Source organism: Enterovibrio paralichthyis, assembly GCF_019209835.1.
GTDB lineage: Bacteria > Pseudomonadota > Gammaproteobacteria > Enterobacterales > Vibrionaceae > Enterovibrio > Enterovibrio paralichthyis.
The window spans coordinates 88,963-103,381 of the sequence record NZ_JAHUTS010000008.1 but is presented as its reverse complement, the minus strand read 5'-3'; the positions used below and the strand labels follow the sequence as shown (position 1 = coordinate 103,381).

The window sequence follows — 14,419 nt, the reverse complement described above, 5'->3', positions numbered from 1 at the left end:
CGATTGCGTCGTCAATAAAGTAGCGTGGGGATTTCTTCAACCAGCCGGAAGAAATACTCCATCAACATGCGCGTCATCCAGTGGCCAAACACCATCAGGGCGACCAGAGTTGCGATAAGACGTGGCAGGAAGCTCAGCGTCTGTTCGTTGATGGAGGTCGCCGCCTGGAAAATCGCGACAATCAGGCCGACAATCAAGCCCGGAATAACAATGGCGCAGACCATGATAAGGATCAGGTACAGTGCGTCGCGGAACAGTTCAACAAAAGCTTCTGGTGCCATGCTCCCTCCTACCCAAAACTGCCGGCCAGCGTCGACAGGATAAGGTTCCAGCCATCGACCAGTACAAACAACATTAGCTTAAACGGCAAAGATACGATCATCGGCGACAGCATCATCATACCCATGGCCATCAATACTGAAGCGACCACCAGGTCGATGATCAAAAACGGCAGGAACAGCATAAAGCCTATCTGGAACGCCGTTTTCAGTTCCGAGGTGATAAAAGCGGGGATCAGCACGGTCATTGGCACCAATTCAGGTTCAGTCGCGTCGGAGCCAGACATGTTCACGAACGTCTCCAAATCCTTAACCCGCGTCTGTTGCAGCATAAATTCACGCAACGGCACCTGCACACGGTCAAACGCTTCTTTCGCCGTGATCTCTTCATTCAGGTAAGGCTGCACCGCCGCCACGTTCATACGGTCAATCACCGGCGACATAATGAACAGGGTCAAAAACATGGCAATACCGATAATGACCTGGTTCGATGGCGTCTGCTGAAGACCCATCGCCTGTCGCAGGATAGACATCACCACCACAATACGGGTGAAGGAGGTCATGAGGATAACGATAGCGGGCAAAAAGCCCATCGCCGTCATCAGTGCCAGAATTTGCAGCGTGACCGAATAATCCTCGCCGCCATCAGGATTGACAGTCATGGTCAGGGCGGGGATCCCCCCACCGTTGCGCGCCTGCATCATGGATGCCTCACCGGCATCGTTGATCAGGGTCTCGGTGACGGTTTCCGATGCCGGAGCCGGCTCCTCTTCCGCCAGAGCCGGTGGCATCACAATTAGGCAGCAAAGCGCCAGAAAAATGGCACTGACAGATTTAAGACGCATCATGTTTTTTCAGGATCTGGTTAAGTTGAGTAGAGAAAGACTTGGTTGCTTCCGGCTCAGGAATGGGGTTATCCAGCGCTTTGAGCAGAGTGATTTGCTGCGCAGTGATACCGACCAGTACCTGCTCGCCATTCACATCCAGCACCACAACACGTTCTTTTTGCCCGAGGGGCAGTTGGCTGACAACACGCAGGCCAGACCTTGCGCCCATGATTGACGGCACCTGCATACGTTTCAGCGCCCACGCCAACCCGAAGATCACCGCAATCACCAGCAACAAAGCACCCAACGTCGTGGCAAGATCTTCACCATTCGGGGCTGCCGCCTGTGCGGTGGGAGCCAGCATTAATCCAATCGCTACGCGTCGCAGGAATACCATCAACTCTCTTTCTCTGTCAGTGTTTATCGGGTTATACACCCCTTTAAGCAAAATTCAGGCCGAAAAAAAGCACGCCAATGCAGAAAGCATTGGCGTGCTTTAATGTGTACGCTGCGGTTAACGCAGTTTCTTGATGCGTTCGGTCTGGCTGATCACGTCGGTCAGGCGGATACCAAACTTGTCGTTGACCACCACCACTTCGCCATGAGCAATCAAGGTGCCGTTAACCAGTACATCCAGCGATTCACCGGCCAGGCGATCCAATTCAACCACCGAACCCTGGTTTAATTGCAGCAGGTTTCGGATATTGATATTGGTGCGTCCCACTTCCATAGAAATGGTGACAGGAATATCAAGAATGGCATCCAGTTTGCGCGCCTCATCGGCGTTGATTGGCGGCGTCTCATCAACAAGCTCATCCAGCGGTGCCGTCTGTACGTCATCACCACCTTCCATTTCCGCCTGTTCAGCAAGCGCTGCAGCCCAATCGTCTTCTACATCACTCATGATTATCTACCACTTCGTCGGTTAATCTTTTGGTTCTTGCGCGCCAACACTGAGATCTTCCAGCAAGTCAGGCGCATTGTCTTCCAGCAGCTTGATGTCGCTCTTCATCACTTCAGGACGCTTGAGCTGTTCGGTGATCTTGATGGCGAGGTTGTCGTTCGCCTGTCCCATCTTGCCGCGGAAAGTCGGTAAATCTTCGATGTAAACGGTGCAGGCATCCGGCATTTTCACCGGGATCACATCGCCCACTTCCATTTCCATCAGGTCACGCAGTGACAGCGTGGTTTCCAGCAGTTTGGCGGTCAGCGCCACCTCAACATCCATGATTTCGTCCTGCAGCGCTTTTGACCAGCGCTTGTCGGTGTCCATCTTGTCACTCTGGATACCGGCATCAAGCAGTTCACGGATTGGCTCCACCATGGAGTACGGCATAACAACGTGGAAGTCACCACCACCGCCATCCAGTTCAATGTGGAAGGAGCTGACGACGATCACTTCCGTCGGGCTCACAATGTTGGCCATGGCCGGGTTCACTTCCGAGTCGAGGTATTCGAACTCGACTTTCATCACCGGAGCCCACGCATCTTTGTAGTCTTCAAAGATCAGCTTGAGCAGCATCTGGATGACACGACGCTCGGTCGGCGTGAATTCACGCCCTTCGATACGTGCGTGGAAGCGGCCGTCACCGCCAAAAAAGTTTTCTACCAGAATGAATACCAGTCGCGCTTCCATGGTAACCAATGCGGTACCTTTTAATGGACGGAAGCGGACCATGTTCAGACTGGTCGGTACAAACAGCGTGTTCTGGTATTCACCGAATTTCACCATCTGCACGCCGTTAATCGACACTTCAGCCGTTTTGCGCATCATGTTGAACAAGCTGATGCGCATATGTCGCGCGAATCGCTCGTTGATCAGCTCCAGGGTGGGCATTCGCCCACGGACGATACGGTCTTGCGAGGAGAAGTCAAAATTCGAGGCAGCAGAAACATCACTGCCACCGGAATCCTGTTCTTCCTCTTCTACATCGTCCACACCATGGAGAAGCGCATCAATTTCGTCTTGACTGAGTAGATCGGTCACATTGCACCTATTGCATTACAAAGCCAGTAAACAACACCCGCTCGACCACTGTCTTGCCGGTGACTTTTTCCATTGCTGCCTGCACTGTGTCGGCAGCTTGCTTACGCACTTCCATTTGCCCTTGCGGTGTCCGCAGCTGTTCCACGGTTGCCGCCCCGAATGTGGTCAGCAGACTGTGTTCCACCAGCGGCAAATTCTGTTTTGCCAGTTTTTCGTTTCTATCACCGCGCACCATTAGCTGCACTTTTACCTGCACCAGCCGCTGCTGCATATCCCCGGTCACGTTGAACACGAATGGTTGTGGCAGAGTGACATAAATGGCCTGAAGGTTGACCGGCTCTTGCTCTTCTTCGATGACGATATCGTCACCCTGTCCGCTGTCGCCACCCATCAGGAAGAAAAAGGCACCTGCACCGCCGCCCAAGAGCAACACTGCCGCCACGATGATAATGATCAGTTTCTTTTTGCCGCCACCACCGCCGCCGCCAGCTTCAATGTCTTCGTCTGCCATCCTTCACCTCAGTATCTGGTTAGTTTGATTTTTAAAACCTAAACAAGCGCAGCAAGAATGCTACATTAAGCATAATAGTCAACACGATCTTTTGATGTGTTGACGTAGAGCTCACGGTTCAAACCCAGATGTTCGGAATCCTGTTCACTGTCGCCCCAACCGCTACGCGAACCATCACTTTGTGAGTGCTGTCCGCCTTGCTGGCCGTCACCCGTTTGGGCTTGTTGGCCGTTAAATGCCTGCCGTCCACCTGCATCCTGCTGCTGAACCGAAGACTGCGCCAGTTGCAGCCCCTGCTGTTGCATCATTTCACGCAGACGCGGCATGGATTGTTCCACCATGTCCCTTGCCGCCTGGTTGCTGACAGTGAACTGTACTGTCGCCTGATCGTTATTCATCGACAGCTTAATTTGCATACGGCCCAGCTCTGGCGGATCCAGACGGATATCTACATGCTTAAGGTTTTTCGACATCATCATGTTTACCCGCTCAGACAAGGCATTCGCCGCTTCTGCCTGGTTCTGGCTCATTTGCAGTGGCGTCTGTGCCATTGCCGTATCCAGCTTGGCTGCAGTGGTTGTTGAACCCTGCTGGCCAAAGCTCGAAGCCAGTTGCTGCGCCAGGTTTTCCGCCTTGACTTCACCACCTGCCTGGGCGGTTTCAGTCAGTGACTTGGCGGCCGCAGCCTCAATAATCGCCTGACTGGCAGCCGGTTGCAGTTGTCCGTTCACTTGTGGCATAGCAGCTGCCGGTGTCCAGGGAATGGCAGCAAATGCCGATAAAGGCGTGGTTTGCTGCGTCTGGGCATTGACTGCTGCCTGAACCGCAGTTGCGGTTTGTGTCATTGCCGCCTGAGATTGCGGTGTCAGACCTTTCGCGCCAAGCTCTGCCAGTGTGTTGGCAAGTGCCTGCTCATCGGTTGGCGCTGCGCTTTGCATGGTTGCCATTTGCGCGCGCATCAAGGCTTCTCGTTGCGCGCGGCTCAGGGTTTCAGGTGCGATCCCCGCTTTGGCCAGCATCTCAGGTGTCAGTTCAATCTCTGCGCTTTGCTCAGTCGGCATGGTTGCATTATTGGCGACCGCAGGAATGGCACCGGACATCACCGCACTATCAAGTGAAGTCGGTGCGTCTTGCTTCTCTGCCTGCAGGTTTGTCTGCATAACCGCTAACTGCTCTGGGCTAACAGGCTCTGCAGTGCGTGCGGTCTCTGGGTTCTCGACTTGTGCTAACTGCGCGTATTTTGCTGCCAATGCCGGTTCGATTTGCTTACTGCCATCTTCCGGAGCCAGCTCGTCAGCGTCAGCATTAGCCTTCACTTCCGGCGCAAGGACATTTGTTTGCGCTTTGGCTCCCAGCAACGCCGCCTCTTCTTCTGGGACATTAACCGCTAACGGTTTGTCTTTAAGCGCGTCGGTATCCCTTGCTGGTACATTATTCTCGCCTTTCACATCAGCCTTGCCAGCGCCAACGTTCGCCGCCACCAACTCTTCTTCGTTTAACGGCAAGTTTTTGCCAGATTTGGTTATCTTGGCCGCTTCAACGGCTTTTTCATCCGTCACTTTCGGCGCTTTCGCCTGCAGTGCCTGGCTCGATTCATTTAAACGCTGCAACAGGGCTTCGCCATCTTTCTTGGCGACTTGCTGCTTGTCGGCAGGCACCTCTTCTGCGCTTTCCTCACTGGACATCAAAGCGTTGGCTTCGCTTTCACTGATGGCTGCCTTGGCGACTTTTGCCGGGTCAACCGCTTCACCCTCGACAGCCGCTTCTTCGAGCGCCAAGTTTTCGCCGTCTTCCCCTTCTTCAGAAGCCAGCGATTTGAGCAGCGCTTCACTTACCGCTTCTTCCGATGCCGCATCACCTTCTGTCACAAGTTCGCCATCGGCGACTGCCTGGGCAACATCACCGTCACCGGATACTAACTGTGCCAGCTGGGCAAAAAAGCCTTCGCCTTCTTTTTCAGTCACTTCTGGTGAAAGCACAGCTTTGCCTTCGCCTACAGGCGCTTTTCCACTGGAGACTCCGGACAGTAAGAAACTGGTTTGCGTCATAATGATCCCGCTTCAAATTCTTTGTCGTGTGAGGTCGTAAGGCAAAACCGACCCGGGTTATCTGCAAAAAAGCAATTATCAGGCCAGATTATTAAAAAGAGGATTTTTGACGGGTAGCGATGAGGGTAGCGAACTCGTCCATCTGCTTTTGTTCCAGACGTTCAGCCCGCATTCTTGCTTCTTTCTGGCGTTTTTCCACCAGCCATTCCAGCGATTTGGTTTTTTGTCGGCATTGTTGCCAATGTTCGCGGCAACTTTCGACATTTTCCTCAAAATCCATTGCCGCCTGGCGCTGTTTTGCCAGTGTTTCATCCAACTGGACAATAAACCGGTTCAGGTGACCATAGCTGCTGGCACTCAGTCCCTGCTGACCGCGATCCGACATTTGACGGAAATAGTCCAGACGGTACTGTTCGATCTGTTCGACCTGTAGATAATAAGCCTGCAGTTCCTGCTGGGCAGCCACCAACGCCAGGTGCGCCTGATGCTCTGCCGCTTTGGCCTGTTCAATCAGCAATGTCATTGCGTTACTGGTCATGGGCTACCTACTGCAGGGTTGAACGTAGCATATTGACGCACATGTCATAAGGCACAACTTCTTTCATACCTTGCTGCAAATAGCCGGTGAGGCGGGGTTTGAGGGTAAACGCCTGATCGATAGATTGATCCGTTCCCGGCTTGTAAGCGCCAATAGAGACCAGATCCTGGTTTTTGCGGCAGACGGACAACACTTGCCGCACGGCACGCGCCATCAACATATGTTCATCGTTCACGATATTTGGCATTACACGGGAAACTGAGCGCTCTACGTCAATCGCTGGGTAGTGGCCGGCATCTGCCATTTCACGTGACAGGACGATGTGACCATCCAGAATCGCCCGCGCCGCATCGGCAATCGGATCCTGCAGGTCATCACCTTCTGTCAGAACAGTAAAGAACGCGGTGATGGAGCCTTGTCCGTCACTGCCGTTACCGGCACGTTCCACCAGCGCCGGCAGTTTGGCAAACACAGAAGGTGGATAGCCTTTGGTGGCAGGTGGTTCGCCAACCGACAGGGCTATCTCACGCTGCGCCTGGGCAAAACGGGTCAGGGAGTCCATCAGAAGCAGGACATCCAAACCCTGATCGCGGAAATACTCGGCAATGGTCAGCGCTGTCTGGCACCCTTTCAGGCGCATCAGTGGCGAGGCATCGGCAGGCGCCGCAATCACCACAGAACGTTCACGCCCCTCTTTACCGAGGATTTCATCAATAAATTCTTTTACTTCGCGGCCACGCTCACCGATAAGCCCAACCACCACCACCTGCGCCGTCGTCCCCCGGGTCATCATGCCAAGGGTCACAGATTTACCCACACCGGAACCGGCAAAAAGGCCGATACGCTGGCCTTTACCCACGGTGAGCAGACCATTAATGGCTTTAATGCCCACATCCAATGGAGTATCAATCGGTTTTCGTGCCAAGGGGTTAATCGCAGCGGGTGTGAATGGCGCGGTTTTGCCGGTATAAATCTCGCCCATACCATCAAGGGGATTACCGACACCGTCGATAACGCGGCCAAGAAGTTCGAGTCCAACCGGTATGCCCTGCTCACCCACCATAGGTGTAACGCGAGCGCCTGGCAGTACACCGGAAATTTGTTCGCTGGGCATCAGGTAGAGGGTTTCGCCAGAAAAGCCCACCACTTCCGCTTCAATGGTGCCGTTGAGGGTTTCGACCTTACAAAGGCTCCCCACCGGTGCGCGGCAGCCAATGGCCTCGAGGGTCAATCCCACCACACGCACCAACTTACCCGACGCGACAGGCCGGGTAGACAGGTTATCCGTTTTCAGGGCACTGAGATGTTCAGACAGGCTGGCCATCATCATCTCCCGCCTCTACGGTTTCAGGGGCAATCTCTTCGGTTTGGTTACTGTCGGCTGCCGGGATAGCTGAGGTATCTGCTTCTGTAGCGGCCAATTCAGGATCAGACGTTTCAGAAGCAGTGTCTTCAGTGCGTCCGGAAATGACTTTGTCTGCGCCAAGCATAACGCCTTCACCCAGACCGTCTTCCGGTGGCTGAGGCGCCGAGGTGCGGTTTTGTCCTGCAAAACGGCTCAGCATCTGACGGATACGATCTTCCATGCGGTAATCCACCACAGAATCACCGCAGGCAACCTGGATATCACCGCGACCCAGCGACGGCTCGGCGATCAAACGCCATTCCCTGTCCTGCAGGGAAGCCACGCTGTGCGCAGAGGTCACCACGTCCATGTCTTCCGGGTTGAGGTAAATGGTAATCTGGCGTCCGGTCATTGGCAGCGCATTGACGGCTTCACGCAGCGTCGTAAGGATGACTTGCGGGTTGGTCTGCACTTCCGTCTGGATAACGGCTTTGGCAAGCTGAAGCACCAGTTCGACCATCTGCTGCTGTACATCGTGGTCAACCTGCTGCAAGGGGAAAGCCAGTTTCGCCAACATGGCGTCAAGATGCTGACAGCGCTCATCAATCAGCTGCTGCCCTTCTTCCAGCCCTTGCTGGTGACCTTCGGTTTTACCGGCCTCAAAACCTTCCGCTTTCCCTTCTTCGAAACCGGCCTCTTTGCCTTCTGCAAAGCCTGTTTCACGACCTTCGGTATACCCTTCTTCCGACGCGGAGTGGCGGATTTGCTCCAGCGCATCGGCAGTAAGCATGGAAAGATCGAGCTCTGGCTCCTGCTCTTCTTCGACAAGCTCAGGAGGCTCCCAGCCCGGGTCATAGTTCAACGCCGTCTCTTTCGGCGGTGCATCTGAAGGGTCGTAACTCGGCAATGACCAACGCTCGAGAACGCCTTCCGACTGCTCGTTTCCACGAATATATCCGCGACGACGTTCTAAGCTCATGCTGCTACCTTACCTGACTCTGTGAAGATGTATTGCTGTTGTCTAATTAAAGGAACTCGTCGGCACCGCCGCTGCTCAGCATAATTTCGCCGGCATCGGCCAAACGGCGGGCAACAGACAGGATTTCTTTCTGCGCTGCTTCCACGTCGGCCACACGAATCGGTCCCATTGCATCCAGATCGTCTTGCAACATTTCCGCTGCACGTTTGGACATGTTGCGGAAAATCTTGTCGCGCAGCCCTTCCTCTGCACCCTTGAGTGCCTTGAGCAGAGCTTCTTGCGGTACGTCTTTGAGAATGGTCTGGATACCACGGTCGTCCACGTCCGACAGGTTGTCGAACACGAACATAAGATCCTGAATTTGCGATGCCATTTCTTCGTCGTTCTGACTGATCTGTTCCATCAGCGCCGACTCCATCGCGTTGTCCATGTAGTTCATAATGTCGGCAGCAGCTTTCAGGCCACCAATTTTCGCTGCCTGTCCACCAGCCTGACCTGCGAACTGTTTCTCCATGATTTCATTCAGCTCGCTCAATGCAGCAGGCTGAACTTCTTCAAGGTTGGCGATACGCATAACAAGGTCAAGAGCATCGCGCTCTGCAAACTGGGTAAGGATTTCCGCAGACTGTTCCGGCTCGAGGTAAGACAGGACAATGGTCTGGATCTGCGGGTGCTCGTTCAGAATGATGGATGCCACCTGACGCGGATCCATCCATTTGAGCGAATCAAGACCTTTGGAGCCACTGCCCAGCAGGATTTGGTCAACCAGGTTGTTAGCTTTGTCTTCACCGAGTGCAGCAATAAGGGCGTTCCGGACAAAGTCCTCACTGCCCATGCCAATGGCGGTAAAGCGCTGGATATCTTCAAGGAATGCACGGTGTACTGCCGCAACTTTCTCCTGGTTCAAGTCCTGCATTTGGGTCATAGCACCACCTACTTTCTGGACCTGTTTCGGCTCCAGATGGCGGATAATACTCGCCGCATCCTGTTCCGTCAGGCTGAGCAGCAAAATCGCCGCTTTATCGATACCCGACAGTTGGGTTACATCAAATTCCTGGCCCGCGGGGCGCTTATCGTCTTCTTTAGGCATTATCACTCACCCAGCTTTTCACTACCTGAGCTGCAAGATCAGGTTCGTTGGCAACCAGTGCACGGACTGCTTTAAGCAGGTCTTCGTCTTTATGCAGATCCGGCAAGTTGAGGTTCGAAGAGCTCATACCGAAGCTGTGCGAACCATCCAGATCGGCACCAATCAGGCCAATGTCGTCGTCCGGGCTTAGTGGCAGGCCATCAGGGCCCAACATTTCGCCATTCGGACCAAGCAGAGAATCTTCTTCTTTGTGCGGATTGATCAGTTTGGACATCGCAGGGCGAATCAATACCAGCACCACCACAATGATGACCAGCGACGCACCGAGCCAACGGACCCAGTCGTTGAAGTTCTCATGTTCCCAAATAGGAATGTCACCAATGGATTCGACTTCCGGCACTGCAAACGGCACAGAAATCACTTCCAGAATGTCACCGCGCATTTCTGAGTAGCCCACGCCACCAATCAAAAGGCGGCGGATTTTCTCAAGCTCAGCCTCACCCACTGCGGTGCGGACGACTTCGCCGCTTTCCGGGTTGGTGGATTCAATGTAGTTAACGGCTACCGATACGGTCTGGCGCGCAACGGTGCCAGTCTGGGCACGGCGGTGGCTGATGGTGGTGTCCAGTTCGTAGTTTCGCGTCGCTTCACGGCTCAGGGAGCCTTTGTCACCCAAGCCACCGTTTTTCAGATCCTGCACATCCTGCGGGATGGAGGAATCCACCGGAGGCTGGTTGCTCAACGCTCCCGGCACACCGGCAACGTAATCCGTGTTGTTGTAATTCTCGCGGGTAAATTCACTGCGGGTGGAAGACGTTGCAGGATCAAAGCGCTTGCGGGTCTCTTCCACTGCGCTGAAATCCATGGTGACATCCACTTGCGAGGTATAGTTGCCCAGACCCAGCACCGGGATCAGGATAGCGTCAATTTTCTCACGCAGGGTTTCTTCCTGCTTACGCTCAAGTTCGTATTCTTTGCGGCGTTGTGACGCCATCGGATCCTGACTGCCGGAGCTTAACAAACGGCCATGCTGGTCAGTCACGGTCACGCGGGAAGGTTTCAGGCTAGGCACCGCAGAAGCGACCATGTCGACAATTGAATCAACTTCTTCCTGTCCCAGTTGTGTATTTCCGCGAACGGTCAGGAAAACAGTGGCAGACGCTTCCTGGTTGTGGCGAACGAACACACTCTGTTTTGGCATGGCCAGCAGCACACGTGCTTTGCTGACAGCGCGGATTTTCTCAATGGCCGCAGCCAACTGACGCTCACGACTCAGTTTAAGACGCTCGCGTTCCAGCTGTTGGGAAACACCAAAGCCCATATCCTGCATCAGGATATCGTCACCCTCTTCACTGGCGGAGTTCAGTCCAGCGCGGCTGAGGTTAAGCTTGATCGTCGAATACTCTTTGACCGGCACACGGATGGTGTTGCCTTCCAGGGTATATTCGATTTTCTGTTGGTCGAGGTGGTCAAGTACCGGGATCAGTTCTTCCGTCTCGTAGGTGCCGAGCGGACGCATTTCAGGTTCCTGAACCCAGATAAAGAGCAGCGCAATAAGGGAGATACAAATGGCAATGGCTGCAACAAGGATGACCTGACGGGCGATATCCACACCACCGAGCGGGCCGGTCGGCGTTACATCGCGTTCTGTCATATCCGGATCAGAAAATGAAGAACCGCCATCGGTAGTGGCTGGCAGTGCTGCCGCCCCTTCCGATACTGCCAGTTGTGTGTTGTCGTTATCTTGCGCCACGGGTCACGTCCTACATTAAACAGGCATGTTCATCAGTTCTTTGTATGCTTCAACCAGCTTATTGCGGGTTTGAACCGTTGCTTCAAACGCCACGCTGGACTTGTTGCGCGCAATCATCACGTCAGACAGGCTGACGGAGCGGTCACCCTGATCAAAACGGGTCGCGAGATCGCTGGAAGCATTCTGCAGCCCGTTTACATGGTTGATTGCCGAAGTCAGCAATTCGCTGAAGTCTTGAGACACTTGTTGACCAGTTGCTGCTCGGGTTGTGTTCTGAGCTTCCAATGCCATGGTCTGCATTTCATGCTGCATCGGGTTAATTTTCATGGGTCATCCTCGCTGTCAAAACTTTGGCAATTCCCGTATTTACTGATGTTCCGGGTGCGTTGATTACTATTTATGCAATTATCAAGCCAGCCATTATAACGTAGTCACTCAATAATTAGCATCGCTTCACTGCGGAATGTCGATCCCGGCATCACGCATTTTCGCCAATTTGTAGCGAAGGGTGCGCGGGCTGATGCCAAGACGCTCTGCCACTTCTTTCCGGCGACCTTCACAGGCACGGATGGTGTCGAGAATGATGGCGAATTCCTGATCACGAAGTTCACTGCCCAGACTGTCTGTTGCGCAAGGAACCGGCTGCCTTGAAACCATCGCCTGCGGCTCAATCACCGGACGCGCAATTTCACTGCCCGCCACCAGCGACTGCAGACTGCCGGCATCCAGCCAGTCGACACCTTCAAGAAGGATGTCACCGGCATCGATAATCTGTTGCTGGCAAAGGATCAGAGCACGTTGCATAACGTTGTCCAGCTCGCGCACGTTCCCCGGCCAGCGATACTGCAGCAGTTTTTCAGCCGCGGTTTCTGTCAGTTGCGGTACGGCCTGTCCCAGCTTGCAGCAGTGGCGTTGTAAAAGGTGCTGGGCCAGCGGCACGATGTCTCCCGGACGCTCGCAAAGGGGCAGCCAGGCGATTGGGAATACATTCAGGCGGTAGTAAAGGTCTTCGCGGAAGTTGCCTTCTTCGACATATTGGCGAAGGTCACGGTTACTGGTCGCCAGCACGCGCACATCAAGTTTGATGCTCTTGCGGCTGCCCAAACGTTCCACTTCGCGCTCTTGCAGTACGCGCAACAGTTTGGCCTGTAGCGACAAATCCATCTCACTGATTTCATCAAGCAAAATGGTACCGCCCTGTGCCTGTTCGAATTTACCCGGGCACGCCTGTACAGCTCCGGTAAACGCCCCTTTTTCGTAACCGAACAGGGTTGCTTCCAGCATGTTTTCAGGAATAGCTGCACAGTTAATTGCCACAAACGGGCCTTCTGCACGATTGGAATTTCGGTGTATATGGCGCGCCATGACTTCTTTACCCGAGCCGCTTGGGCCTAGGATCATGACGTTGGCATCTGTCTTCGCCACTTTATCTGCCAGTGCAATCAACGCCTGACTTTTCGGGTCAGCAACCACAGCGTCGTTGGTGTCCGCTTTTACCGGCGCATACCGGCTGACCATATTGAGCAGCACTTCCGGCGCAAAGGGCTTTGCCATGTAATCGATGGCACCTTCTTTCATCGCGGCCACAGCGTCCTGGATGTTTGCATACGCTGTCATCAGCAACACCGGCAGATTCGGGTAGTTCAGCTTGAGGTTACGGAGCAGCCCAAGGCCATCCATCCCCGCCATCTGAACATCAGAGACTACGATATCGACCGATTCACTTTTCAGCAGCAGCAGGGCTTGTTCGGCACTGTCTGCTTCCAGCCAGCGGTATCCCGCCAGGGCAAGTGTATCGACCAAGGCTTCACGCAAACCTTCGTCATCTTCAACGATAAGTACTTTGCTCTGATTCATTGTGCTTCTCCTGATACCTCTACCTGCGCGTTATCGCAGTGTTCTGCCAGCGGTAGGCAGAGCGTAAAACAGGCGCCTTGGCCCGGTTGTGATTGCAGTGTCAGCCTGCCTTTATGCGCATGGCAGACCATTTGAACGACAGCGAGCCCCAGTCCGGTACCTTGCTGTCGGGTGGTAAAAAAGGGTTCCAGAATCTTGCTTTGCAACTCAGGGGCGATGCCCGGCCCATTGTCCGCCACTGAAAGGAACAACTTGCCCTGGATTTCTCGTGCGTCCACCACCACTTTGCAGCCTTTACCGGCGACCTGTATGGCATTTATCACCAGGTTGGACAGGGCACTGGCGAGCGCATTGACGTTACCCAGCAGTGAGTGGGATTCATCATCACAGTTGATTTCAAAATCTACCTGCTGACTGCTTACCAGCGCTTCCACCATGGGCTCAAACTCGTTGAGCAGATGCTCAAGCGTAAAGGTGTTCACCACTTTGTTGTCGCCACCTTTGGCAAACAGCAGCATGTCGTTCACCTGCTTTTCCAGATCGTGCAGCCTGTCGACCAGCTTGACCTGGAAACGCTTGCGCGTCGGTTCATTAAGGTTGGGGGCGCCTAGGTTGGCGGCATAAAGCAAGGCACTAGACAGCGGGGTTCTCACCTGGTGAGCGAGAGATGCCACCATTTTTCCGAGTGACGACAGCCTCTGCAGATCGCTGACCCGTGACTGCAGCAAGCGGGTTTCTGTCATGTCAGTGATAAGGATGAGCTGGCCGGAATCTGACGCGGAAATGGCCAGTTTTACCCGGCGTCCATCTCGCAGTGAGACTTCGTGGCCATCATCATCGCGGGGAGCAAAAGCGCGGTTAATCACATCCACCCAGCGCTCGTTTTCCAGTGGCGCACCAAGTAAGCGGTGGGCTTCGGGGTTCGCCTCTGCCACACGACCAAATGGGTCGAGCAGGATGACGCCCGCTGGCATAACATCCAGTACCTGTTTGTATCGAAGAACCTGTTGGTCGACGGTTCCGAGTGGCGAGTTATTGGCTTCCATAATGCCCACTATTCAGCTCTGATTTTCTGACGCTAAACGGGGGTTAAGCAGATAATGTGCCAATTATTAATAGATATATTTCAGTAAGTTAGGTTCAAAACAAATAAAAAAGCGAAGTCATTTTTTTGACTTCGCTTTCTTTTTCACCAAAGGCGGCTGA

Annotated in this window: 15 protein-coding genes; all 15 read right to left on the bottom strand. The window is 53.9% G+C overall.

Features of this window, described 5'->3' with window-relative positions:
• Positions 1 to 11: 11 nt before the first annotated feature.
• The 15 genes from fliQ to KU854_RS11705 all read right to left on the bottom strand — a co-directional run bounded on the left by fliQ (position 12) and on the right by KU854_RS11705 (position 14,259).
• On the bottom strand, positions 12 to 281 hold the full coding sequence (fliQ, locus tag KU854_RS11775; protein ID WP_218358740.1) for a flagellar biosynthesis protein FliQ: 270 nt from the start codon (positions 279 to 281) through the stop codon (positions 12 to 14).
• 8 nt (positions 282 to 289) lie between these two features.
• A complete protein-coding gene (fliP, locus tag KU854_RS11770; RefSeq protein ID WP_218358830.1) occupies positions 290 to 1,123 on the bottom strand; it encodes a flagellar type III secretion system pore protein FliP in 834 nt (277 codons plus the stop codon).
• Positions 1,113 to 1,502 (bottom strand): flagellar biosynthetic protein FliO, encoded by a 390-nt coding sequence (gene fliO / locus KU854_RS11765; protein ID WP_218358739.1) that lies wholly within the window; start codon positions 1,500 to 1,502, stop codon positions 1,113 to 1,115. The genes fliP and fliO overlap by 11 nt, the downstream gene beginning before the upstream one ends.
• Positions 1,503 to 1,619: 117 nt before the next feature.
• Entirely contained in the window at positions 1,620 to 2,009 is a 390-nt protein-coding gene (fliN, locus tag KU854_RS11760) for a flagellar motor switch protein FliN (RefSeq protein WP_054779325.1), read from the bottom strand.
• A 21-nt stretch (positions 2,010 to 2,030) separates the two neighbouring features.
• Positions 2,031 to 3,092, bottom strand: coding sequence for a flagellar motor switch protein FliM (gene fliM / locus KU854_RS11755; RefSeq protein WP_218358738.1), 1,062 nt, complete (start codon positions 3,090 to 3,092; stop codon positions 2,031 to 2,033).
• 7 nt (positions 3,093 to 3,099) lie between these two features.
• Positions 3,100 to 3,603 (bottom strand): flagellar basal body-associated protein FliL, encoded by a 504-nt coding sequence (fliL, locus tag KU854_RS11750; RefSeq protein ID WP_054779324.1) that lies wholly within the window; start codon positions 3,601 to 3,603, stop codon positions 3,100 to 3,102.
• Between the two features lie 65 nt (positions 3,604 to 3,668).
• Positions 3,669 to 5,651, bottom strand: a complete 1,983-nt coding sequence (locus tag KU854_RS11745) for a flagellar hook-length control protein FliK (protein ID WP_218358737.1) — start codon at positions 5,649 to 5,651, stop codon at positions 3,669 to 3,671.
• Between the two features lie 91 nt (positions 5,652 to 5,742).
• On the bottom strand, positions 5,743 to 6,189 hold the full coding sequence (gene fliJ / locus KU854_RS11740; protein ID WP_218358736.1) for a flagellar export protein FliJ: 447 nt from the start codon (positions 6,187 to 6,189) through the stop codon (positions 5,743 to 5,745).
• 7 nt (positions 6,190 to 6,196) lie between these two features.
• The gene (fliI, locus tag KU854_RS11735; protein ID WP_218358735.1) at positions 6,197 to 7,513 is read right to left on the bottom strand and encodes a flagellar protein export ATPase FliI; all 1,317 of its coding nucleotides are present in this window, start codon (positions 7,511 to 7,513) and stop codon (positions 6,197 to 6,199) included.
• A complete protein-coding gene (gene fliH / locus KU854_RS11730; protein ID WP_218358734.1) occupies positions 7,497 to 8,513 on the bottom strand; it encodes a flagellar assembly protein FliH in 1,017 nt (338 codons plus the stop codon). The genes fliI and fliH overlap by 17 nt, the downstream gene beginning before the upstream one ends.
• A 46-nt stretch (positions 8,514 to 8,559) precedes the next feature.
• Entirely contained in the window at positions 8,560 to 9,603 is a 1,044-nt protein-coding gene (gene fliG / locus KU854_RS11725; protein WP_218358733.1) for a flagellar motor switch protein FliG, read from the bottom strand.
• Entirely contained in the window at positions 9,596 to 11,356 is a 1,761-nt protein-coding gene (gene fliF, locus KU854_RS11720; RefSeq protein WP_218358732.1) for a flagellar basal-body MS-ring/collar protein FliF, read from the bottom strand. Before fliF ends, fliG begins: the two co-directional genes overlap by 8 nt.
• Before the next feature lie 15 nt (positions 11,357 to 11,371).
• A complete protein-coding gene (gene fliE, locus KU854_RS11715) occupies positions 11,372 to 11,683 on the bottom strand; it encodes a flagellar hook-basal body complex protein FliE (RefSeq protein WP_054779321.1) in 312 nt (103 codons plus the stop codon).
• A 126-nt stretch (positions 11,684 to 11,809) separates the two neighbouring features.
• Positions 11,810 to 13,213, bottom strand: coding sequence for a sigma-54-dependent transcriptional regulator (locus KU854_RS11710; protein ID WP_218358731.1), 1,404 nt, complete (start codon positions 13,211 to 13,213; stop codon positions 11,810 to 11,812).
• The gene (locus KU854_RS11705) at positions 13,210 to 14,259 is read right to left on the bottom strand and encodes a sensor histidine kinase (protein WP_218358730.1); all 1,050 of its coding nucleotides are present in this window, start codon (positions 14,257 to 14,259) and stop codon (positions 13,210 to 13,212) included. The genes KU854_RS11710 and KU854_RS11705 overlap by 4 nt, the downstream gene beginning before the upstream one ends.
• Positions 14,260 to 14,419 lie beyond the last annotated feature (160 nt).